We start from the raw sequence: 22,898 nt of genomic DNA on the forward strand, positions 1-22,898 counted from the left end.
ATTTAAAGAAAAACTAGCTTAAGGTGTAAAATGTTTTGTGCAAATTTTTTTAAAAATCGGGAAATATATGGGCCGCTTTGTATTGGTTTTGACCCTAGTCATAAGGTTTTGCAATCATGGAATTTAAGCCGTGATTATAAAGGGTTAAAAGAATTTTGTGATATCCTCTTAACAGCGGTTGTGGGAAATGTTGGCATTATAAAGCCACAAGCGGCATTTTTTGAATTGTATGGTGTGGAGGGTCTTCAGGTTCTCAAAGAACTCATTGAAACAGCCCATGAACAAGGGTTATTGGTTCTCGTTGATGCAAAACGCGGGGATATTGGCTCTACTGTTGAAGCTTATGGGAAAGCTTGGCTTGGTTCGAACAGTGCATTTAAAGCCGATGCCATTACAGTCAATGCTTTCCTTGGTTTTGATGCTCTCATTCCTATGATAAAGATTGCAGAAGAAACGGAAACATGCGTTTTTGTGGTTGTTGAATCTTCTAATCCAGAGGGTAAGCAAATTCGAAATGCGTGCATTGGTGATCAGACACTTTCTGTTCATTTGGCACAGCGTATTTTTGACTATAATAGTCAGTCTTTGAGCGAGCATCATCCTGTTGGTCCTGTCGGTGCGGTTGTTGGAGCAACATTAGGCAGTGAATCGAAAAAGGCAATTGAACAGTTAAAAAACTGTTTGTTTCTTGTTCCAGGTATTGGAGCTCAAGGAGGGACAATAACACAATTAGCACATCAATTTCCTCAAAGTTCGTGGCAGAATGTTATTCCTTCCATTTCAAGGTCGATCACTGATGTTGGTCCCAATATTGTTGATTTAAAAACCTGCATCAATAACTTTGCGCAGCAAGCTATACACACTCTCTTGCCTTGAGAATTTTTGCATATGTGATAAATCTGAAAAGCCCTTATAGAGGTGTTTTTTAGGGTGTGCTTCTATTTATTCAAAATAAAGATTGCTTTTGATGTCTCTAAAGAAGCAAGCATGCGTTTGATATTAGAAGAGAGATATAGCGCGAAAAGACATCTGGAGGAAAAGAAGACTAATAGAGGAGAATGTAGAGATAGTGGGAATAGGGGAAAATTCCTTCAAGAATGAGTAATGGGGAAAGGGCGCGTTGGGGATGAGAGATGGAGAAAGCTTGGGAGAATGTTTGGGGTGAGGGCACATCATTTTTCATTATAAAGAGAAGAATATTCAAAGAGAGTTTGTTTATATTCTGATATTGAAAGTGCAAGTGCTTTCATAGTGAATACTCTCTAGGGGAGAGATATCATCTTTGTAAAACAAAAGCGGATGCATATTGCTTAAAGGTTTAGGGATTATAAAGGCATTGCAGCGTTTGTTTCTATAAGATAAGACACGAGACAATTGTAAACACAAATTGTTGCTAGAGAATCATATGTCATCGAAACAAGAAAAAACCAAAGCTCGTTTACCTCGTGGTTTTGTTGATCGTACAAGTGCGCAATTGTATGCAACTGAGACCATGATAGCTCAGATTCGCGAAGTTTATGAACTTTACGGTTTTGAAGCGCTGGAAACACCGATTTTTGAATATACTGATGTGTTGGGCAAATTTTTACCTGATTCAGATCGTCCAAATGCGGGGGTTTTCTCTCTACAAGATGATGATGAGCAATGGATGTCTTTGCGTTACGATCTTACCGCCCCTCTTGCTCGTTATTTTGCAGAAAATTTTGAAACTTTGCCAAAGCCTTATCGGAGCTATCGTCTTGGTTTTGTTTTCCGCAATGAAAAACCCGGACCTGGGCGGTTTCGGCAATTTATGCAGTTTGATGCCGATATTGTTGGAACACCAACCGTTGCTGCGGATGCGGAAATTTGCATGATGGCAGCAGATAGTTTGGAAAAATTAGGAATTGGGCATCATGATTATGCCATTCGTCTTAATAACCGAAAAATTTTGGAATGTGTTTTAGCATTGATTGGCTTGGGGGAAAGTGAACAAACGGAAAAGCGTCTCACTGTTTTAAGAGCAATTGATAAACTTGACAAATTTGGGACTGAAGGTGTGCGTTTGCTTTTGGGCAAAGGGCGTTTGGACGAAAGTGGTGATTTTACAAAAGGGGCGGAGCTTAAAGATAAAGACATTGATTGTATTCTCTCTTTGCTTACGGTACAGGCTGAAACAGCAGAGGAAACACTTGATGCTCTTAGAAAAATTGTTGCCCAAAGTGCTCAAGGACTTGAAGGAGTTCGTGAGCTTGAGGAAATGCAAGTGATTTTTGCTGCGAATGGGTATCAGAATCGTATCAAAATTGATCCTTCTGTGGTGCGTGGATTAGAGTATTATACGGGACCTGTTTTTGAGGCTGCGTTGCTTTTTGATGTTCTCAATGATGACGGGCAAAAAGTCGTTTTTGGGTCTGTTGGTGGCGGTGGACGCTATGATGGGTTGGTTGCACGCTTTCGTGGTGAAAATATTCCAGCAACGGGTTTTTCAATTGGTATCTCGCGCTTGATAGCCGCTTTGCAAAATCTTGGAAAATTGCCTGTGAAAGAAAATACCGGTCCCGTGGTGGTGCTGATGATGGATAAAGAGCCAGAAGCTGTTGCTGGTTATCAAAAAATGGTGATGCAGTTGCGCAATGCGGGAATTCGTGCTGAACTTTATTTGGGGGCATCGGGGATGAAAGCGCAGATGAAATATGCTGATCGGCGCCAAGCTCCTTGTGTGGTGATCCAAGGTTCACAAGAGCGTGAGAGCGGAAAAATACAGATCAAAGATTTGGTTGAGGGTGCGCGTTTGTCTCAAGAAATTAAGGATAATCAAACATGGCGTGAAAGCAGACCAGCGCAAGTAACCGTTGATGAAGAGCAATTGGTTAAAACGGTACAGGATATTTTGGCAACGCAAAAGGCACAAAAGTTTTCATGCGTTAAATAGAGACTTTATACTCTTAGAGCACGGTTTAAAAAATAAAATTAGGATAGCTGGTACTTAAGGTCGTATCAAAATTGACCCTTCTGTGGTGCGTGGATTGAAATATGATACGTGACCTATTTTTGAGGCTGTGTTGCTCTTTACTGTTCTCAATGATGTGATGGAGTTGTTCTTTTGGGGATGGCGGTGGGAGCTGTGATAGAGTAGTTGTGGGCTTTTGTGGTGAAAATATTCAAGTTGTAGCTTTTTGGTGGGGCAATGGAAAATTTATCATGATTTGCCGTAAGACATGTTGGTTATGGCAATGCTATAGGGCATGTAAAACTTACATACGCGTTTTTAGAGCGTGTGCTAAGTCTTTAGGGTAGTGCTTGTCCGGTAGGGCTTATGAATTGAACCACACATGGGTGGTTAGCAGGAGGAACTCGCCGAGAGAAGCTGAACTGTTTATAGATCGGAACTGGTAGGAACCTTCGTCCTTTAGAGAAGGGAGGAGGTCAAAATACAAACGACACAAACTCCTTTTTGCGAAAGAATTTGTGCCGTAAAATTTGTGTTGTTTAAATGCTATGAATTTGTTTTGGAATTAGCCTTGCAGGGTTTTTAAAACGTTTTGTGGTGAAGAAACTTCATAAGGGTCTGTTCTGCAATTGTCAGAAAAACCCGCTTCTTCAAACCATTGTTCAATAACGCCATCATTAATAACAGCAGCATAACGCCATGAGCGCATTCCAAAACCGATATTGTCTTTAGCAACCAGCATGCCCATTTTGCGTGTGAATTCGCCTGAGCCATCGGGGATTAATTTTACGTTTTTAATATCTTGTGCTTTTCCCCAAGCGTTCATGACAAAAGCATCATTGACGGAAAGACAATAAATTTCATCAATACCGATTTTTTTAAACTCATCATAGAGTTTTTCAAAATCAGGTAGCTGAAAGGTTGAGCAAGTGGGCGTAAAAGCTCCAGGAAGAGAAAAAAGAATAACTCGTTTTCCTTTAAAGTACGCATCACTGTTAACTTCTTGCCACCGATAAGGGTTGTTGCCACTCACGGATTCATCACGCACACGTGTGTGGAAAGTTACATTGGGAACTTTTTTTCTCGTCATAATAATGCTCCTGTATTCTTCTATGAGGGTTGTGTTTTAAAGTGTATTTAAGAGTGCATTTTAAATTTCTCAATGTTGTAGCAAGTGTGCAAGTATTTCATTGTTCCGTCAAGCAGAATTAATGGTCGACTTTGGTGGATATTCACTCTAGAATCGAACAAATATAACATGAAGGCGTGTTTATGAGCATAACCACAGTTTTGACTAGGGCTTTTAATGATCAAAAACTGGGAACATCTGGTTTGCGTAAAAAGGTATCGGTTTTTCAACAGCCGCATTATGTTGAAAATTTTATCCAAGCCATTTTTAACAGCATTGGACCTCTTGAGGGAAAATTGTTGATTCTTGGTGGTGATGGGCGCTATTTCAACCTCACCCTTCTTCAGATTGTATTGAAAATGGCGGCGGCTCACGGTGTTGCTTGTGTAAAAGTTGGAAGAGGGGGTATTCTTTCCACGCCTGCTGTTTCACATCTTATTCGCAAATATCATGCCCATGGTGGATTTATTCTCTCAGCAAGTCATAATCCTGGTGGTTTAGAGGGAGATTGTGGCATAAAATACAATATTTCTCATGGTGGTCCTGCTCCTGATTCTTTGTGTGAAGCTATTTTTTTAGCGTCACAAAATCTTGCTTTTTATAAAATTTTTGAGGCTCCAGATGTTGATTTAGAAAGAGAAGGAACAACTTTTATCGGGTCTATGCGGGTGGAAATACTTGATCCGGTAGCCGATTATGTTGCTTTGATGCAGGAGATTTTTGATTTTGATTGTATTGCTCAAGCAGTAGAAAAAGGTTTAACCCTACGCTTTGATGCAATGCATGCGGTCACAGGTCCTTATGCGCACGAAATTTTTGAGAAATGTTTAGGTTTTTCTGAAGAAACGGTGGTCAATGGTATTCCTTTACCAGATTTTGGAGGAGGGCATCCAGATCCCAATTTGGTTTATGCTAGGTCTCTTTATGATTTGTTAATGTCTGATCAAGCTCCTGATCTTGGTGCGGCATCTGATGGTGATGGAGATCGTAATCTCATTATTGGTCGTAAGCAATTTGTCACGCCTTCTGATTCTTTGGCTATTATGGCTGAGAATGCACATCTGATTAAAGGTTATCGCCAAGGCATTGTAGGGATTGCCCGTTCTATGCCGACGGGGCGTGCTGTTGATCTGGTTGCTGAAAAAAAAGGATTGAATTGTTTTGAGACGCCAACGGGGTGGAAGTTTTTTGCGTCACTTTTGGATGTGGGGAAAGTGACCTTTTGTGGTGAAGAAAGTTTTGGAACGGGCTCTCACCATATCCGCGAAAAGGATGGCTTATGGGCTGTGTTATTTTGGTTAAATCTTTTAGCGGTGACAGAGAAATCTGTCGCACAAATTGTTCAACAGCATTGGCACACTTATGGGCGTTTTTACACTTTGCGTCATGATTATGAAGAAGTCGATGCCTATAAAGCTTTTGCGGTCATAGAGCGGTTGCGTGCGCATTTACCACGGGCAGGAACAGAAATTGCTGGACTGCAGGTCGAAAAAGCAGACGATTTTACTTATCATGACCCCATTGATCAGAGTGTTAGCACAAAGCAAGGCATACGTATTTTTTTCAAGAACAGTGCGCGATTAGTGATACGCTTATCAGGAACAGGGACGGTGGGAGCTACTTTACGACTTTATTTTGAACAGTACGAAGGAAACCCACACAAACACAATCAAGATCCACAAAAAGTTTTCCAACCTTTGCAACAAGCGGCACTTCAATTGTTGAATATGCAACAAGAATTCGGTCGAGAACATCCCGATGTTATCACATGAGAGTGCTGTATTGTGTTGTATAAGTATGGGTTGCCACCATCATTTTTTTGCCAGTTTAAATGTTGTGATTGCTCTTGCATTGAGGCCGTCTTACTGCTTTCAACGGTTTTATCCCCATGGTAATCCCTCTTGTGATATGAAAGCCAATGGCTTTGTTATGATTTATCATGAACAGGTTTGAAATGATAGAATTTTATTTGAGGCTCTCATTTAATATGCAAGAAAATATATTATCTTTATAAATGGGTGATTTGTGTCTTCTCTGGGGCATTGCTTTTTTTGCATGGGGTTTTATTACTTATGGTGAAGGATTCTGCTTTCATTTTCTAGAAGGCTTGGTTTATTCAAGCTCGCGTGTGGTTCTGATTTTGAAAATTAAATGCTATTGGTCACAGAAATTAGATTGTGAGTGGTTTGTTCTTACAGACAGATCTGTTTTAAGGAAGTCTCCATCCATTTATTTCTTGTGGGGTGATCAACTTTTTAGGTCAATTGGTCAGCTATAATTGTCTCCAAAACGCTTGGTCTTTAGTGCTTTGATGCGCAAAGTTGTGTTTTTATGCGTGAAGAATTTTCTTAATCTTTATAACAGTACTTCTTTAAAATAGCTCTGGCAAGGCATAGGTGCTTTCGAGAACATTAGTGCATTGCATTGGTCAGGGATAGGAGGGGAGGCGTTTTGTTATATAAGCAAATGAAAGTTTTTGGCATGAATATACCTGAGGTCTGGGAGTTCTTTAATTTTTCGTAGGTGGTGTTTAATGGATTGTTCCTTTAACGCATCTTTGTAAGATTAAAACATAGATTGCTAAACATGTAAAACTATCGGATAATTTATGATCTGATAGTTTTACATGAAAGTTTATCCTAAAGAAAATTGTATCTTGTTGTTTATTGCGGGGCGATCATCTTTTTTGGATCAACCAGACGGTCATAATCATCTCCAGAAACGCCTGCTTTTAGGGCTTCAGTACGCAAAGTTGTATCATTTTTATGCGCGGCTTTGGCAATTTCAGCGGCTTTTTCATAGCCAATTTCTGGGGTAAGAGCTGTTACAAGCATCAAAGAGCGTTCCATGAGAGAGTGAATATGAACGCGATTGGCGCTTAAACCTTGTATGCAATGGAGATCAAAAGAGCGCATGCAATCACCAAGAAGCGTAATCGATTGTAAAACATTATAACCAATAACAGGTTTATAAACGTTTAGTTCAAAATGCCCTTGGCTTGCGGCAAATGTGACACTGGTATGATTACCAAAGACTTGGCAGGCAACCATTGTCATTGCTTCGCACTGTGTGGGATTGACCTTGCCTGGCATGATGGAAGAGCCTGGTTCATTTTCGGGCAAGCTTAATTCACCCAAGCCTGAGCGGGGACCTGAACCTAAGAATCGGATATCGTTGGCAATTTTAAACAGATCAGCAGCTAGAGCATTTAGACTTCCATGGAAATGTGCAAGGGCTCCATGGTGAGCAAGGGCTTCAAATTTATTGCTGGCAGTTTTAAAGGTTATTCCTGTAAGGGCGCTTATTGTTTGCGCAAAGGCAACATCAAAACCTTTTGGTGCATTGAGCCCAGTTCCAACAGCTGTACCTCCTTGGGCAAGTGTTTGGACGTCGGAAAGAGCTGTTTCAATGCGCTGAAGATTGGCTTCCAGTGCGGCACGATAGCCTGAAAATTCTTGCGCTAAAGTTAAGGGGGTTGCATCTTGGGTATGGGTGCGCCCGATTTTGATAATGTCGGCAAATTCTTCTTCTTTTTTTCTTAAAGTGGTAATAAGGGCTTCAAGAATAGGAAATAAGTGTTGGCGCGTTTGTAGCGTGGTAGCAATATGAAGCGCGGTGGGAAAGGAATCGTTTGATGATTGGCTCATATTCACGTGATCATTCGGGTGAACGGGAGCTTTGGTACCAAGTTTTCCTCCCAAAAGCATGCTGGCATGGTTGGCGATGACTTCATTGACGTTCATATTGCTCTGTGTGCCGGAGCCTGTTTGCCAGACAGAAAGGGGAAAATGTGTATCGAATGTTCCTGCAAGTACCTCATCAGCAGCAGTAATGATTGCTTTCCCGATGTTTTGCGGGAGCTTTCCTTTGTCCATATTTACAACAGCTGCTGCCTTTTTGATAAGGCTTAAGGCATAGATGATGGTGAGAGGTTGTTTTTCTGTGCCAATATTAAAATTATGCAGAGAACGTTCAGTTTGTGCACCCCAATAACGGTCTTGACGTACCGAAATCGTTCCAAAGCTATCCGTTTCTTTACGTGTTTCAACCATGATAAAATCCTTTATGTTTACAGGTATAATAAAAACCTAGATAACGCAAAAGTGAAAAAAGAGGCAAGACTCTTAAGACTTATTGAAGTAAATTATTTTAACAGTTGATCCTTGACATTGGAGAGTGGCGATTTTATATTCGGGTTGATACTAGCACTCTTGGTTGAAGAGTGCTAACAAACCCTTTAAGATTAATTCAGTTATACTAAGTTTTAAGGATTTAAAACATGGCTAACATACAATTCCGCCCACTTCACGATCGTGTCGTTGTTCGTCGGGTTGAATCTGAAAATAAGACTGCTGGTGGGATTATCATCCCTGATACAGCAAAGGAAAAACCTCAAGAAGGTGAAGTTATTGCTGTTGGCAATGGCGCTCTCGATGATAATGGAAAGCGCGTGCCTTTGGAAGTTAAAACAGGAGACCGTATCTTGTTTGGAAAATGGTCTGGAACCGAAGTTAAAATTAATGGCGAAGACCTCCTCATTATGAAAGAATCTGACATTATGGGAATTTTGGGCTAATTCAGTCTCTTAGTTCTTCCATTTTGTATTGTTTAGTATTTTGTACTTTATTAAGACAACTCCAAGGAGAAATTAAATGGCTGCTAAAGAAGTCAAATTTGGCCGTGAAGCGCGTGAGCGTTTATTGCGCGGTGTTGATATCCTTGCTAACGCTGTAAAGGTGACGCTGGGCCCTAAAGGTCGCAATGTGGTGATCGATAAATCATTTGGTGCGCCTCGTATCACAAAAGATGGTGTATCCGTTGCAAAGGAAATCGAACTGGAAGATAAGTTCGAAAATATGGGTGCGCAAATGTTGCGCGAAGTTGCTTCTAAAACCAATGATATTGCTGGTGATGGAACAACAACTGCAACTGTTTTGGGACAGGCTATTGTGCAAGAAGGCGTAAAAGCTGTTGCTGCTGGCATGAACCCAATGGATCTTAAGCGTGGGATTGATGCTGCTGTTGAAGAAGTGGTGGCAAATCTCTTCAAAAAAGCAAAAAAAATCCAAACTTCAGCAGAAATCGCTCAAGTGGGAACAATTTCCGCTAATGGAGCTGAGGAAATCGGCAAAATGATCGCTGATGCCATGGAAAAAGTCGGCAATGAAGGCGTTATTACTGTGGAAGAAGCAAAAACTGCTGAAACGGAATTGGAAGTTGTGGAAGGAATGCAGTTTGATCGTGGATACCTTTCCCCTTACTTTGTCACCAATGCTGAGAAAATGGTGGCAGATCTTGATGATCCTTACATTCTCATTCACGAAAAGAAATTGTCTAATCTACAATCTCTTCTTCCTGTGCTTGAAGCTGTCGTTCAGTCTGGTAAACCACTTCTCATTATCGCTGAAGATGTGGAAGGTGAAGCTTTGGCGACGCTGGTTGTCAACAAGCTGCGTGGTGGTTTGAAAATTGCTGCTGTGAAAGCTCCAGGCTTTGGTGACCGTCGTAAAGCAATGCTTGAGGATATTGCAATTTTGACATCGGGTCAGGTTATTTCCGAGGATGTGGGCATTAAACTTGAAAATGTCACTTTGGATATGCTTGGACGTGCTAAGAAAGTCAATATTTCTAAAGAAAATACGACGATTATTGATGGTGCTGGACAAAAGAGCGAAATTAGTGCACGCGTAAATCAGATTAAAGCGCAAATCGAAGAAACAACTTCTGACTATGATCGTGAGAAATTGCAAGAAAGACTTGCTAAGCTTGCTGGTGGTGTTGCTGTTATCCGTGTTGGTGGTGCAACAGAAGTTGAAGTGAAAGAGAAGAAAGACCGCGTTGATGATGCCTTGAATGCAACACGTGCTGCTGTGGAAGAAGGTATTGTTGCTGGTGGTGGAACCGCATTATTGCGTGCTGCAAATGCGTTGACTGTTAAAGGTAGCAACCCTGATCAAGAAGCTGGTATTAGTATTGTTCGCCGTGCTCTACAAGCACCAGCGCGCCAAATTGCAAGCAATGCTGGTGAAGAAGCAGCGATTATTGTTGGCAAAGTGCTTGAAAACAATGCGGACACATTTGGTTACAATACCGCAACTGGTGAGTTTGGTGATTTGATTGCTTTGGGAATTGTTGATCCTGTGAAGGTTGTGCGTTCTGCTCTTCAGAATGCTGCATCAATTGCTAGCCTTCTTATCACAACAGAAGCAATGGTTGCTGAAGTTCCAAAGAAAGATACTCCGATGCCTCCAATGCCTGGTGGTGGAATGGGTGGAATGGGCGGAATGGATTTCTAAGCTCTTTTTTCCCTAGAGGTAATAAAAAAAACGGGTCTTCTAGGCCCGTTTTTTGTATGTTTCTTTCTGTTTTTTTGATGATTTTGCTGTTTATTGCTGTGTATCCCTTTTTCTGACAGCTGCTGGAAAAGAAGCCTTGAATCAGGAAAGTTTCGATAGGGTATAGATTATTAATGCACAAAATAAAGCAATTCTACTCAGACTTGTTGATGCTCGCGTTTTTGTTGGAAAACAAGGTTGCTCTGTCTTATCGTTTGTGTCAGAAGATTTTGCTTTTTCTTCATGCTTTTTTCTTTTACCACAATGAAGTGTTTTTATCCTGTTTTTCCGTAAAATACTGTCGTTTAGGGTAGTGATATAAGCTAATTTTACCCACGTGGTGTTTTTTGTTCAAAAGTGTGATGAATATCAGGGTACGGCTTGCCCGTAGAATCTTGTAAAATGAAGCACATGAGTGAGAAGCCAAGGGGAACCTGCTCAAGAAGAGCTGGGTTGTTTACAGACCGGTTGTGGTAGGAATCTCCATCCTTTAAGGTGGGGAAAAGTTAAAACGGATACTAAGTATTTATAACAGGACTATTTAAGTGGATATGGTTTAAAATAAAAAGCGTTCCCAACGCGTAAGAGGTTGCTTTTTAAAAAATACTCTCATGAATGCTACTGAACAGAGAGTCGTTGTACTACACTCTCTGTTTAGTAGCACCATGTCTCATGATGTTAAAAATTTTCATTCTGATCAGCGATGAGTTGTAAAATTGCTCTTTGTTTTACCGATGTTAAAACTCTAAATCTTTTTAAAAGCAGATATTCCTCTCTGCTTGATATTAGCTCATCATGTTGGTATGGGGACTCTTGTAAGATATCTGCGTAGAAAAAGGTAAGTGGAACGCTCAGGATATTGGCAATATCTTTCAGGCATCCTGCGCTTACACGATTTAAGCCTGTTTCATATTTTTGAATTTGTTGGTAGCTTACACTTAAAGCATGCGCTAATTGTTTTTGAGACATTTTCAACATTTTTCGTCTAAAACGAATTTTCCTGCCTACAAAAATGTCGTTGAGAGTTTTGGTTTGCACTTTAGAGCCCCCCGCCGGTTGCGAGCGCCCTCGCATTGGTATTCCGGGAGTCTAAAAACACTGAACTCAAATCAGCATTTTGCTTTTAGTGCTGAGAGCACCTAGACATAGCAAAATCTCTCGGAATCCCAAGACACCCATAGTATGGGCGCATTTATAATAGGTTAATTTTTGCGTTTGGATTTTAGGGGGGACGTTCTCTTTTGGTTGTTGTGGACACGAACAAAAAATTTTTAAATCATAAAGCAATTTCAGGGGATTGTAGTAAAAATTAAGATAGTTTTTCTCAACTTATAATTTTTAAAAATGAGGGGGAATGTTTCTCAAATTTTTATATCCCCCAATGTTGCAAGAGCTCTTGCATTTGAGAGCATTCATAAAAAGCATTTTTATGACTTTCTTGAAGAGTTTTTTTCCATACACCAACCTCACTTGTGACGAGCAAAGGAGTGTGATTGTTCTGGTGGCTAGCACCCTTCATAAACGTAAAGATGATGATGCCCAATGGAATTTTGATAATATTGTATCTCAGGGGTAGGGATGAGATGGAAAAAGTTTAGATGTTTTTCGTGAAACAATAGACAATGCGCATTTCTTGCTCTATGACCACAGAAATGCTTTTTTGAACCAAAGAGGGAATGTATGAACCAATACCCTAAATGTCCTCACTGTGGTGGTCTTTACACTTATGAAGAAGGTGAAAATTTTGTGTGTCCTGAATGCGCACATGAATGGTCACAAAAGAGTGAAGATTCTGTTCCTTCCGATATTGTTTATGATGCTAATGGTCAGGTTTTGACGAATGGGGATAGCGTTATGGTGGTAAAAGACCTTAAAGTAAAGGGCGCTGCATCCGTTCTCAAAAGTGGGACTAAGGTGAAAAATATTCGCCTCGTGGATGGAGATCATAATATTGACTGTAAGATCCCTGGGATTGGACAGATTGGATTAAAGTCAGAATTTGTTAAGAAAATTTAGTTGTTATATAGTTTGTAAGGCGCTTTCTTCTTTGGTGAAATGCATTTGTATGCATTTGAGATTACTGCTGGAGAAGGTTTTTTCAATTTTTTGATTTTTTTAAAAAGACATGTTCTGGTAATGAGGTGAATCCTGGGGGCTGCGTATACCTCACTCTTGCATGGTATTGCTTTATGAAAAAATGTTCTCGTGGCATCTTTTTTCTTGGCGTGTTTTATATGGAGTAATATGGTGTGTTCGGGGATATGACTTGGTTTTTATAATGGCTCTTAAGGGGTAGTATTTTCGCTGTCTTGTTTATTTTTTATCGATGTTTGTGGGGCTTCATTTTTATTGTGGCATAGCTTCAACACCTAAAACTTCTGGAATAAAGTGCCGTAAAAGATTTTCAATACCATGTTTTAGCGTTGCGGTTGAAGAGGGGCATCCAGCGCAAGCACCTCGCATATTGAGGTAAACAATACCATTTTCAAATCCGCGAAAAGTGATATCTCCACCATCGTTGGCAACGGCTGGGCGGATACGTGTTTCAAGAAGCTCTTTAATTGTTAGCACGATATCAGCATCTTTTTCGTCATAAAACTCTTCATTAAGGGCGTGGGTTTGCGCTTGTGTTGTAGCGTTGGTGGTAACAACTGGGTCATTGGACAAAAAATGTTCCATAATTGTGCCTAAAATAACTGGTTTAAGATGTTGCCATTCTCCCTCTTTTTTGCTTACAGTGATAAAATCATAGCCTAAAAAGACACCATTGACATTTGGAATATTAAACAGTTTAGCAGCTAAAGGCGAATTTTTAGCCGCTTCTTCACGATCACGAAATTCTAATACGCCCTCGGAAAGGACCACACGCCCTGGCAAAAATTTCAACGTTGAAGGATTTGGTGTGGTTTCAGTTTGAATAAACATACACTTTCCTTTTATGGTTAGGGATGAAAATGGTCATTGAATATAGAATATGCATTTAGGCAATAGATTCAATATCTTCATCCGCAAGATTGCTCGGAATGACAGTGACAGGGATTGAAAAAGCTGTTCCCCGATTACCAATGAGTTGGATAAGCGGTCCTGGTCCTTCTGTATGTGCACTGGCCGCTAAAACAATGAGCGAAATCTCCTTATCTTCGTCGATTAGTTTGGAAATTTCATCAATTTTCTTGCCTTCACGTATAACAATCTCTGTTTCAAGACCATGCGTGGTGTGTACATCATTGGCAATTTCTCCCAATACCTTATGAGCACTTTGCGTTGATTCCGTTCGCATCACGTTGTTTACACCCAGAAAATGTTGAAATTCTACGCTGTCAACAACACAAAGCAATATCAATGTTCTATTGGTATTTTTAGCATGTTGTGCGGCAAAAGCAACGGCACGGCGACACTCTGGTGTTTCGTCGATAATCACTAAAATTTTTCGCTTATGCTCTGTTTTTGCATTTTTTCGCTTAGAAACCATGTATCTCCCCTCCTTTTTTGGTGAAAATATTTCAAATCAACCTTGTTCAAATATCTAAGTAAAGGTAACTTTGAAAAAGTTTCAATAGAATTTTTCAGATAGCGCAATTTTAGAGAAAAATTGAATAAGAGTGTGTTTAAAAGAAGCTCCTGTGAAATTATATTATGAACTGATGGTTAATATTTTTAAAAATGATGGGCAAATAAATAATTGTACTACGATTTAAACAAAGCGCTTTCCTATAATGCATTATGGAATTTTTTAGACAGTAATAGAGGATTAGGAGAAACATTTAGCGCGTTACGTTTTGTTTGTAATGCTTACAAAAAAAGAGATGAACAATTCATATACGTACGTCGCACACAAAAAGAAATTCAACGTGTAAAAGATGCAATGTTTATTGCTTTAGAAAAACAAGGCATTATTAAACCATGTGAATTTAGATGCAAAGGTGAACATATCCTTTATAATTCAGAAATTTACTTAGATGCGTTAGAAAAGTTCTCTCAAGGTAGAGAAGAAACTGAATCAAAAATCAATACAAAAATATCATACAGACTACCACCTCTATTTAAAGCAAAAAATGACATGCTTTGCGGGTATTTAATCCCTCTATCTTTAGCTAACCAATACAAACACTGTTCTTTCCCTAATGTTAAAACAATCATTCTTGATGAATATATTTGTGAACAAGGAAAATATTTAGAAAATGAACCGGAAAAATTAATTAGTCTATGTGAAACCGTCTTTAGAGATCGTGATGAGGGGCGTATAATTTGTTTAGGTAATAGTGTCTCCCAACTTAATCCTTATTTCGATTTCTTTGATTTAAGAAACCATCAGAAAAATGAATTTACATTCTTTAGAAAAAAATCAATTTTAATAGGTCATACATTAAGTAAGGAATTTGTTGAGAAGAAAGTGCAAACAAAATTCGCTAAATCAATTAAAGAGACAGCATATGGATCATTCGTATTAGATAATAATGCTCTTAAGACTAATGATGATTATTCATTCATTGATAAAATGAAATCAATACCTAAAACACCTTATTTTAACCTCATCATACAAAGCCAAAAATTAGCTGTCTTTTTTGCATCTGATAAGTTGTTCATTAAAAAAGGTTTTAATAAAGATTATATTACCTACAGTATGGATAACGTTTTATACGAAGGTGCAATTAAAGGGAGCATTTCAAAAGATCATAAACTTAAACAATTAGCTAAATTTATAAGGGATGGTGATGTTTGTTTTGAAACAATGGATGTTAAAAGAGTTATGGAACCATTCATCAAAAAGGTTTAAAATAGGAAAATCAGTTGTTTCTCCTATTTTGTAAATATCGTTGTTTATAGCAATGATATGGGGCATAGTAGAGATAACGCTGGTCTCTCGTGTGAGGGGTTGTCTTTTGTAAGAGAGAAAGATATTTTTTCAAAATTCGGGTATAACTTCTTTTTTATTTTTTACAGCTATTTTCATTGTCTCATGTCTTGTGCAAAAATCCAACGATTTCACGGATTTTTTTCATATTTTTTTCTGCTAGAACACTGGCACGTTGTGCACCATCGTGCAAAACAGAGTCAATATAATCGCTTTCTTGATGCAGTCGACGCAGTTCCCCTGTGATGGGTGCAAGCTTGTGGACGGCAAGGTCAGCTAAGGCTGTTTTGAAAAGCGAAAATTGTTTTCCAGAAAACTCTAAAAGGGCCTTTTCTTTACTTATTTGGGCAAAAGCCGCATAAATACCAAGAAGATTGTCAATCTCTGGTCGTCCTTCTAAAGCTTCCAATGTGTCGGGAAGAGGCGCGGAATCGGTTTTTGCTTTGCGTATTTTTTTTGCAATAAGATCAGCATCATCGGTCAAATTAATGCGTGAAAAATCTGAGGGATCTGATTTTGACATTTTTTTTGTACCATCACGCAAGGACATTACACGCATGGCTGTTTTTCCTATCAGCGCTTCTGGCATGGGGAAAAAGCCTTGTCTTTTTTCCTCATTCATTTGCATTGAAATATCAAAATTCAAATCTGCAATGCGATGTGCGTAGTCGTTATTGAATTTTTGCGCAATATCGCGCGTGAGTTCAACGTGCTGTTTTTGATCTTCACCCACCGGAACATGCGTGGCACGGTAGAGCAAAATATCGGCAGCCATCAAACTTGGATAAGCGAAAAGTCCTAGGGACGCTTTTTCACGATCTTTTCCTGCTTTATCTTTAAATTGTGTCATGCGTTGGAGCCAACCGATACGGGCGATACAATTTAAAATCCATGCAAGTTCGGCATGTTGAAAAACCTGAGACTGGTTGAAAATAATGTGTTTTTGAGGATCAATTCCCGCAGCTAAAAAAGCTGCTGTGGCAGCTCTAGTTGATTCACTTAAAGTTTGTGGATTTGGGTTCACTGTAAGTGCGTGCATATCAACAACGCAATATAGACAGTGATAAGATGTTTGCAATTCAACCCAATGTTTTATGGCTCCAAGATAATTGCCAAGATGTAAGTTACCACTCGGTTGTACGCCGGAAAAGACAAGCGGTGTAAAGGTGTCCATAGAAAAGTTCTTTCTTAAGTCAGGTTATTTATTTTGTGTTTTGTGTCAAAGCGTTTTTATGAAAGCAAGATAAAATATTAGAGGTATTTTTTGAAATTTTTGAGGGTGCGGAAAAAGGAACGCGTGTCAAGTAAAAAATAAACACCCAAATATACCAAGAATATGACAAACATTATCCCTGCAAAGGTGCTGGCACGCAAGAAAAACGACGCATGTGAGGATAAAGGAAAAGACAAAAAACCAAGCATATTAAGCAGATAATGAAGGGTTACACTGCTTAAAACAGTGATGAGTATCAGACAAGAAATGCGTTTTATCAGTTGTGCATCGTATTTCCAATAGCTGCGTTTGATGAGAATGCCACAAAGCAATAGTGTGTTGACCCATCCAGAGGTAATTTCGGCAATGACAATACCTCGTGCTGATAAAGAAGGAAATAATGTTAAGGCAAGACCAATATTGATGAAAACGCAAATGCCGGTGACAATCATCGGTGTTTTTGTATCTTCATGAGCAAAAAAACTAGGAATAAATACCTTGATCAGGACAAAAGCTGGAAGTCCTAGCCCGTAAAGTTCAAGTAACTGTGCAACATGGTGTGTTGAAACACTGGTAAATTGTCCACGCTCAAAAAGCAAACTGACAATGGGGGTGGAGAGCATTAGAAAAGCAACGGATGCGGGTAGTGTTAACAACAGGGTTAATTCAATAGAGCGATTTTGCAAATCATGTGTTTCTTTGTGCTGCTTGCTGCGTAGAGCTCTTGTTAATTCTGGTAAAAGAACTGTTGCAATGGCAATTGCTATCACGCCTAGGGGTAATTGGTAGAGACGATCAGCATACATCAAAGAAGATACGGCACCCGATTGGCTAGAAGCAATGTTGGTATTGATGAGCAAATTGATTTGTGTAATGCCTCCCGTGATGGCAGCAGGGAATGCTAAAGTGAGAAGTTTGCGAACATTGGCGCTAAAATGAGGATGACGGAGGAAAATTTTCATGCCACTTTGACGCAAAGCAACCGCGATCAAGGTGAGTTGCAGGATTCCCGCTGCTAAAACCCCCCAAGAAAGATTTAAGCCGATATTCCAAGCGTCAAGCTGATAGATCCACGCATAGGCAAGTACACCAATAAGAATAATATTCAAAAAAAGGGGAGCTATGGCTGCAATAAAATAGCGCCGTAAGGCATTTAACATTCCTCCCATCATTGCTGCTAAAGACATACATGTTAAATAGGGGAACATGATCGCGGTAAAATGGACTGTGGCGTTAAATTTTGTGGTATCCCCTGTAAAACCTGGAGCAATAACCGTTCGTACTAAAAAAGGCATGCTTAATTCCATGACAATGGTTAAAAGTAACAGCAACGAAAAGAGAACGCCAAACACTTCTTCTGCAAATTTGCATGCGGTTTCTTGACCATCTTCGGTAATTTTTTTTGAAAAAAGGGGAATAAAAGCTGCATTAAAGGCACCTTCAGCAAAAAAACGGCGGAATGTATTGGGAAAACGAAAAGCCGCGTTGAACGCATCGGAAACAGGACCAGTACCCAACGCTGCTGCCATCAGCATTTCGCGTACAAAGCCAAAAATACGACTCATCAGGGTTCCGGAAGCAACAGTTGCAAACTTTTTAATCAAGGTCATAAAGATACATCAGCTTTGTTATGAAGAAGAAGTGATTAATAAAGCCTTTTTAGATCATAAAAACCTAATCAGTGTGTTAATATAAATATTCTTTTGTAAAGCTAAAGCGTTTTACGATGGTGTTCACCCTTCTGTCAATAAGAGCGTATTCATACTCTTTGAGCTATAGTTGTTGTTGCTATGTTATCGTTTGATTACTTACATAAAATATTAAAGTCTCTTTTTACAATTTTGGAGATAGGAGGCAATGTCACGAAGAGATAAAGAGCGGGAAAATGGGTAAGCCTTATTTATTTGGTGCTTTGTTGCATTGGTTCTGAATAGTATACGCGTGGCATTTAGGTGTTTTTTTACCGTTTATTGCTGGAGTATATCGCTTTGCGTTCCAAATCCTCGCTTATTATTAAATGTTTTTTACATACCGGCTTGATAAATTAAAAATTCAGCTTCGTAGAGTGTTTAAAAAGTTTGTTTACTTTTATACTAATTCAAAACGTTTGAAGTTCTAAAGAATACCTCATATGTACAAGATAACTTAAACAAAATAGAGGACTTTTTGTTTTTCGCGTTTTCCGTTTTGCTTCCTGAAATTATGCTCACATATCTTCTCTCTTAAAAGAAAATGGTCAAAAGAGGAGAGTGATCTAAAAGTATGATGATCCAACTTAAGAAAGAGCTAAAAATTTATGGACACGTAGTCATTAATTTTATGCTTCCAGATTTATGCCGTTGAATGTTTTGTTGCGGCACTCTTTTTGCTTAATGGATTTTATCAATTTCTTTTTGTTCATTACGGATTGACCGAAATTGGGGCATGTTCTCGTGTAGATTTACTCCAACTTGCTGCTGCGCGTTCCTTGGATTGGCGGTGAAGAAAATGCTCTGGTTGCATATTCAGTTGTATTTCTTTTCCCTGTTGGAAAGTTTTTGCAATTTCCTTTGCGTTATTTACTGAGGTGCCAATAGTTTTAGCGAGCTCTTGGTAATTCTTTTCCCTTATAGCTTTTTGTTCACACGGTGAGAGACGCTCTTGTAATTGAAGCATATAGCTATTTATTTGCATCCGCAGTTCAGGAGATTGCGCTAAGAATTCTTGCTGTTGTTCTTTAGGCAGAGAAAAGAGATTTTTCATCCATTGACTAGGCGTTTTTACTGATTTCTCACAGCGTTTTTGCTCTAGCTGATGGTTTTCAAGAATGTCTTTTTCCACCTGTCTTACAGTATATACATAATCAAAAATGGCGTGACTTAAGGGCAAAATATTTTCTTCAGCATGTGCACGTGCACCACTTTTTATGCCACATATATTGATACCACGCAGTCTATGAATAGATTGAGGAAAATTTTCAATTTGTCGTGCAAATTTTTCTCCTTCAACAATATTTTCAATTGTCATTGGAATTTTAATTTCCGACATTTTGTTTTGCAAAATATACGGATCACCATAAACAATCTTACACAATTCTTCGATTTTTCTTGTGCTTTTTTGGACTAATGCGCTGTTTTGAACCCTTTCATTAATTTCATCTCTTGTAAGAGGTGCTATTTTTTCTCTTGGGATTAGCGTTTGTTGAAAGTCTTGAGCCCTTGGCACTGTAAAAGAGAGGGCATCACCAATTTTTAATGTTTTGAGTTGTTCTGGTGTGAGATTGTTTTTATTTCCTATGATGAAAGAACCATTAACATCAACCATGAAACCATTTGCTCCACTTCCTTTATAAAAGCCCCTATAGGTTTCACCTTCTTTGGTTGTCATAACAAGGCGATGATTAATACTTTCAAGTCCGATAGTTTTCATGTGGTCCATGAATTCCTTTAAAATAAGCGTCTTTTCTGGATTGGAAATATCGTCAAGCAGATCTTTTATCGCTTTTGAATCGCCTGATTTTAGTGACTCAATACTGGCAAGATTCATGCGTTTTTCTGTTACAAGAGAAAAGTCCAGTTGGTGACCTGCAATTTGCCCAAGCTTTTCAAAAAACACCCGTTGTGTGCGCCCATTCCCTTCTCGGAAAGGATGCGTGTAGTTTAACAGTATCATCATTTCAGTTACATTTTCAACAAATGCTTCGCGGGTTAAGCCTTTTAAATTATTCTTCTCGTTCAGTATTCGATCTAAATTGTTAAGACCTTCCTGGACCTTTTCCCCAGATGCAAAAGAAATGCCCGCTTTTTTCATTTCTGGCATACAGGCAATGCTCCCATCTTCAAAGGTAAAGGTTTTTTCGCGAGTATGTCCGGCCCATTCAAAGGTGTTTTTAAATAAAGTGCGATGAATATAGAGGAGATATGCAGATGTTAACCTTTGTGGTGGTTCTTCTTGGCGCAGATTAATGATTGCTTTTGCTGAATCATGGGCACATCGCCTTTTTAATTTGCTATAATTCTTTATTCCATATTTATTTTTCAGCGTGATACTATCTGGGTAAATAAAATTACGTGGTGATATATTCTCTTCTTGCACTTCTAAAGATGAAGACATTTTTCTAAAGGGCTGAGGTGCTATTTCTTCTTTTGGAGTAAGTGTTTCTCGTAGGTTTTTAGCCTTTGGCTCCGTAAAAGAGAGGGCATCACTAATTTTCGATATTTTTTGCTGTTCTAGTGTGTGAGACGCAGAATGGTTTGTTTGGTTATTTTTCATAGATATTTCCTTTCACGCGTTTTAGACCAATATTTGTTTTGAAAGCCTCTTTACGGTTCTTCTCTCTTTTACTTTGTCGTTTTTATCCAAAGGAAAAAGTCTTTTCTTGACGCAAAAAATCTTGCTTTATTCGTAGGGACCGTAGTCAATGTTTATTGTTATGATCTGTTATTTTATTGTACAACTTTATCAGTCAGTTAGATAAATTGAGGTGGGGTGTTTTTTGATACTGTCTGTAACATTGCACAACACTCCTTGGTGCAATACCCCAGTGCAATCTACGTAAAATGACTGCACAAAGAAATTATATTAAAAACAAGAGGCTATGAAGTTTAGCTGGTTAACGCCATTGCTTTTGAGGCGCCCACTTTCCGCGACTGAACGTCCGGTGAGCTTATCGACATGGAGTTTTCAGCAGATTCTAGATGCCTTTTTATTGATGAGCGTTCAGGCAGTTTAGGAGATTTCGATAAGCTTTGCTGTTTTTGCATGCTTTTATCTTGCTTGGGAGATTGTTCCTGATGTGTTTTTACAATCTCTTCTCTGACTTTTTTTACAGCTTTGGTATAATCATCAATGGCAGCACATAGAGAAGGAACAGCGTCTTCAGCATGTTTGCGTGCACTATTTTTTATGCCAAGCACTTGTTTGCCGGCAAGCGGAGAAAACATTGTAGGATAATTTGCAACTTGCCATGAGAGTTCTTCTCCCAAAACAGGATTTTTTTGCACATCTTCAGTGTTATACTGAAAAATAAATGGGTTTTTATAAACAATGTTACACCAATTGTAGATTTCTATTCGAGCCCGTTGAACAGAGTGATCATTTTGAACTCTGTCGCTAATTTCCTTATGCGAGAGAGGAGGGGTTCTTTCTTTTTCAGCTGTAAGTGACTGTTGCTGATTTTTAGCGGTTTGCTCTCTGTGTGTTTTTTGTTCTGTGTGAGAAGTAGGCAAAATACTCTCTTGTCTGTGTTTTTCTGGTATTGTCGCTGTGCGTGGTCGAGCACCAAGCCGGTTCCATTCAGTTTGCATGGCAGTTTCAACAGCTTCTTGATGTCTGTTCGTTGGTGAGCGTTCAGGCAGTTTAGGAGATTTCGATAAGCTTTGCTGTTTTTGCATGCTTTTATCTTGCTCGGGAGGCTGTGTATGGCGTTTGTGTTTTTCTTCTTGGCCTTGTATAAGGTGCTCTTTTGCGTGTTTTATAGCCTCAGCATAACCTTCAATGGCTTCACCCAGACGTGTAAGAGCATTTTCAGCCTGTTTGCGTGTATCACTTTTAAAGCCATAGACATTGTAACCAGCAAGTCTACCAAATATATGAGGGTGTGTTTTAACTTGCCATGCAAGCTCTTCTCCCATGGCAGGAGATTTGTGAACTTCTTCAAGCCTATGCTGCAAAACGCTTGGGTCGCCATAAGCAATTATGCACCAATATACGATTTCTGTGTGACAATATTGGACCACTGTATTGCTTTGAACTCTGCGTGCAATTTCCTTTTGCGAAAGGGCTGCCTTTTCTTGTCTAGGTTTGCGTGGCTTTTGTAGATCTTCAGCCATTTGCTTTAGGTCTATTGATTTTCTATGGAGTGATTGTTCTGCCAGATGGACGTGAAAAACATTCTCTTTTGCCTGTTTTACAATCTCGGCATAATTTTCAATGGCGAGACACAGGGATGGAATATTTTCTTCAGCCTTTTTGCGTGCTTGATTTTTTATGCCAAGAACTTTTTTTCCAGCAAGATTAGCAACAAGTTTAGGATTTGCTGCAATTTGCCATGAAATGTTTTCTCCAAGGAAAGGATTTTTTTCAATTTCCTCAAGTTTTTTCTGAAAAATATCTGGGTTTCCATAAACAGTTTGAGACAAACTTTTGATTTCGTCTTTACAGCCTTGGACAAACATATTGTTTCTAATTTTCTGGATGAGTTCCTCTTTCGGGATAGATGTACTTACTCTTGATGAAGAAACCGTTGCATATATGGTTTTATCTTTTTGAGTGGCTATATTGCTTTTTTCTCTGTTTTTTGTAAGAGGCGGTGTCTTTCTCACAAGCTCTGCATATATAGTTTCATTCTCTTGTGCGGCTGTGTTGCTTTGTTCTTTGTCGTTTGCGCGAGATGGTTTTAGTGGTCTAGGTGTTGCGTATAGAGCTTCGTTCTGTTGTGCGGCTGTGTTGCTTTG

16 protein-coding genes are annotated in these 22,898 nt (G+C 39.1%); 7 read left to right on the forward strand and 9 right to left on the reverse strand.

What is annotated here, in order from left to right; all coding sequences use genetic code 11:
* The first annotated feature begins 30 nt into the window (after positions 1–30).
* Both pyrF and hisS read left to right on the forward strand, forming a co-directional pair.
* Positions 31–876: an orotidine-5'-phosphate decarboxylase gene (pyrF, locus tag GQO39_RS06590; RefSeq protein WP_156851488.1), complete on the forward strand. Its 846-nt coding sequence runs from the start codon at positions 31–33 to the stop codon at positions 874–876.
* A gap of 529 nt (positions 877–1,405) precedes the next feature.
* On the forward strand, positions 1,406–2,914 hold the full coding sequence (gene hisS / locus GQO39_RS06595) for a histidine--tRNA ligase (RefSeq protein WP_156851489.1): 1,509 nt from the start codon (positions 1,406–1,408) through the stop codon (positions 2,912–2,914).
* A gap of 583 nt (positions 2,915–3,497) precedes the next feature.
* On the opposite strand, the gene GQO39_RS06600 is transcribed toward hisS, so the two are convergent.
* The gene (locus GQO39_RS06600; RefSeq protein ID WP_156851490.1) at positions 3,498–4,022 is read right to left on the reverse strand and encodes a peroxiredoxin; all 525 of its coding nucleotides are present in this window, start codon (positions 4,020–4,022) and stop codon (positions 3,498–3,500) included.
* A 182-nt stretch (positions 4,023–4,204) separates the two neighbouring features.
* On the opposite strand from GQO39_RS06600, the gene GQO39_RS06605 reads away from it, so the two are divergent.
* On the forward strand, positions 4,205–5,833 hold the full coding sequence (locus tag GQO39_RS06605; protein ID WP_156851491.1) for an alpha-D-glucose phosphate-specific phosphoglucomutase: 1,629 nt from the start codon (positions 4,205–4,207) through the stop codon (positions 5,831–5,833).
* 891 nt (positions 5,834–6,724) lie between these two features.
* Here the strand turns inward: GQO39_RS06605 and fumC are convergent.
* A complete protein-coding gene (gene fumC, locus GQO39_RS06610; protein WP_156851492.1) occupies positions 6,725–8,113 on the reverse strand; it encodes a class II fumarate hydratase in 1,389 nt (462 codons plus the stop codon).
* 227 nt (positions 8,114–8,340) lie between these two features.
* Here fumC and groES point away from each other — a divergent pair, with 227 nt between their 5' ends.
* Together groES and groL are read left to right on the forward strand one after the other, a co-directional pair.
* Positions 8,341–8,637, forward strand: coding sequence for a co-chaperone GroES (gene groES, locus GQO39_RS06615; protein ID WP_004857291.1), 297 nt, complete (start codon positions 8,341–8,343; stop codon positions 8,635–8,637).
* 76 nt (positions 8,638–8,713) lie between these two features.
* Positions 8,714–10,357: a chaperonin GroEL gene (gene groL / locus GQO39_RS06620; protein ID WP_007553666.1), complete on the forward strand. Its 1,644-nt coding sequence runs from the start codon at positions 8,714–8,716 to the stop codon at positions 10,355–10,357.
* A gap of 717 nt (positions 10,358–11,074) precedes the next feature.
* On the opposite strand, the gene GQO39_RS06625 is transcribed toward groL, so the two are convergent.
* Entirely contained in the window at positions 11,075–11,470 is a 396-nt protein-coding gene (locus GQO39_RS06625) for a helix-turn-helix domain-containing protein (protein WP_156851493.1), read from the reverse strand.
* Between the two features lie 606 nt (positions 11,471–12,076).
* Between GQO39_RS06625 and GQO39_RS06630 the strand changes: the two genes are divergently transcribed.
* Positions 12,077–12,412: a zinc ribbon domain-containing protein YjdM gene (locus GQO39_RS06630; RefSeq protein WP_156851494.1), complete on the forward strand. Its 336-nt coding sequence runs from the start codon at positions 12,077–12,079 to the stop codon at positions 12,410–12,412.
* A gap of 330 nt (positions 12,413–12,742) precedes the next feature.
* Here GQO39_RS06630 and GQO39_RS06635 read toward each other — a convergent pair whose 3' ends face one another.
* Both GQO39_RS06635 and GQO39_RS06640 read right to left on the reverse strand, forming a co-directional pair.
* Positions 12,743–13,321: a NifU family protein gene (locus tag GQO39_RS06635; protein ID WP_156851495.1), complete on the reverse strand. Its 579-nt coding sequence runs from the start codon at positions 13,319–13,321 to the stop codon at positions 12,743–12,745.
* A 55-nt stretch (positions 13,322–13,376) separates the two neighbouring features.
* A complete protein-coding gene (locus GQO39_RS06640) occupies positions 13,377–13,868 on the reverse strand; it encodes a universal stress protein (RefSeq protein ID WP_007553656.1) in 492 nt (163 codons plus the stop codon).
* A gap of 210 nt (positions 13,869–14,078) precedes the next feature.
* On the opposite strand from GQO39_RS06640, the gene GQO39_RS06645 reads away from it, so the two are divergent.
* Positions 14,079–15,173, forward strand: a complete 1,095-nt coding sequence (locus GQO39_RS06645) for a phage DNA encapsidation protein (protein WP_156851496.1) — start codon at positions 14,079–14,081, stop codon at positions 15,171–15,173.
* A gap of 181 nt (positions 15,174–15,354) precedes the next feature.
* Here the strand turns inward: GQO39_RS06645 and trpS are convergent, their stop codons facing one another.
* The 4 genes from trpS to GQO39_RS06665 form a co-directional block, all read right to left on the reverse strand.
* Positions 15,355–16,425 (reverse strand): tryptophan--tRNA ligase, encoded by a 1,071-nt coding sequence (gene trpS, locus GQO39_RS06650; protein ID WP_156851497.1) that lies wholly within the window; start codon positions 16,423–16,425, stop codon positions 15,355–15,357.
* 77 nt (positions 16,426–16,502) lie between these two features.
* The gene (gene murJ / locus GQO39_RS06655; protein ID WP_156851498.1) at positions 16,503–18,074 is read right to left on the reverse strand and encodes a murein biosynthesis integral membrane protein MurJ; all 1,572 of its coding nucleotides are present in this window, start codon (positions 18,072–18,074) and stop codon (positions 16,503–16,505) included.
* Between the two features lie 790 nt (positions 18,075–18,864).
* Positions 18,865–20,715, reverse strand: a complete 1,851-nt coding sequence (locus tag GQO39_RS06660; RefSeq protein WP_156851499.1) for a BID domain-containing T4SS effector — start codon at positions 20,713–20,715, stop codon at positions 18,865–18,867.
* A gap of 332 nt (positions 20,716–21,047) precedes the next feature.
* Positions 21,048–22,898 (reverse strand): BID domain-containing T4SS effector (locus GQO39_RS06665; RefSeq protein WP_156851503.1); only part of this gene is annotated, 1,851 nt, incomplete at its 5' end.

The organism is Bartonella refiksaydamii (assembly GCF_902652675.1).
Classification (GTDB): domain Bacteria; phylum Pseudomonadota; class Alphaproteobacteria; order Rhizobiales; family Rhizobiaceae; genus Bartonella; species Bartonella refiksaydamii.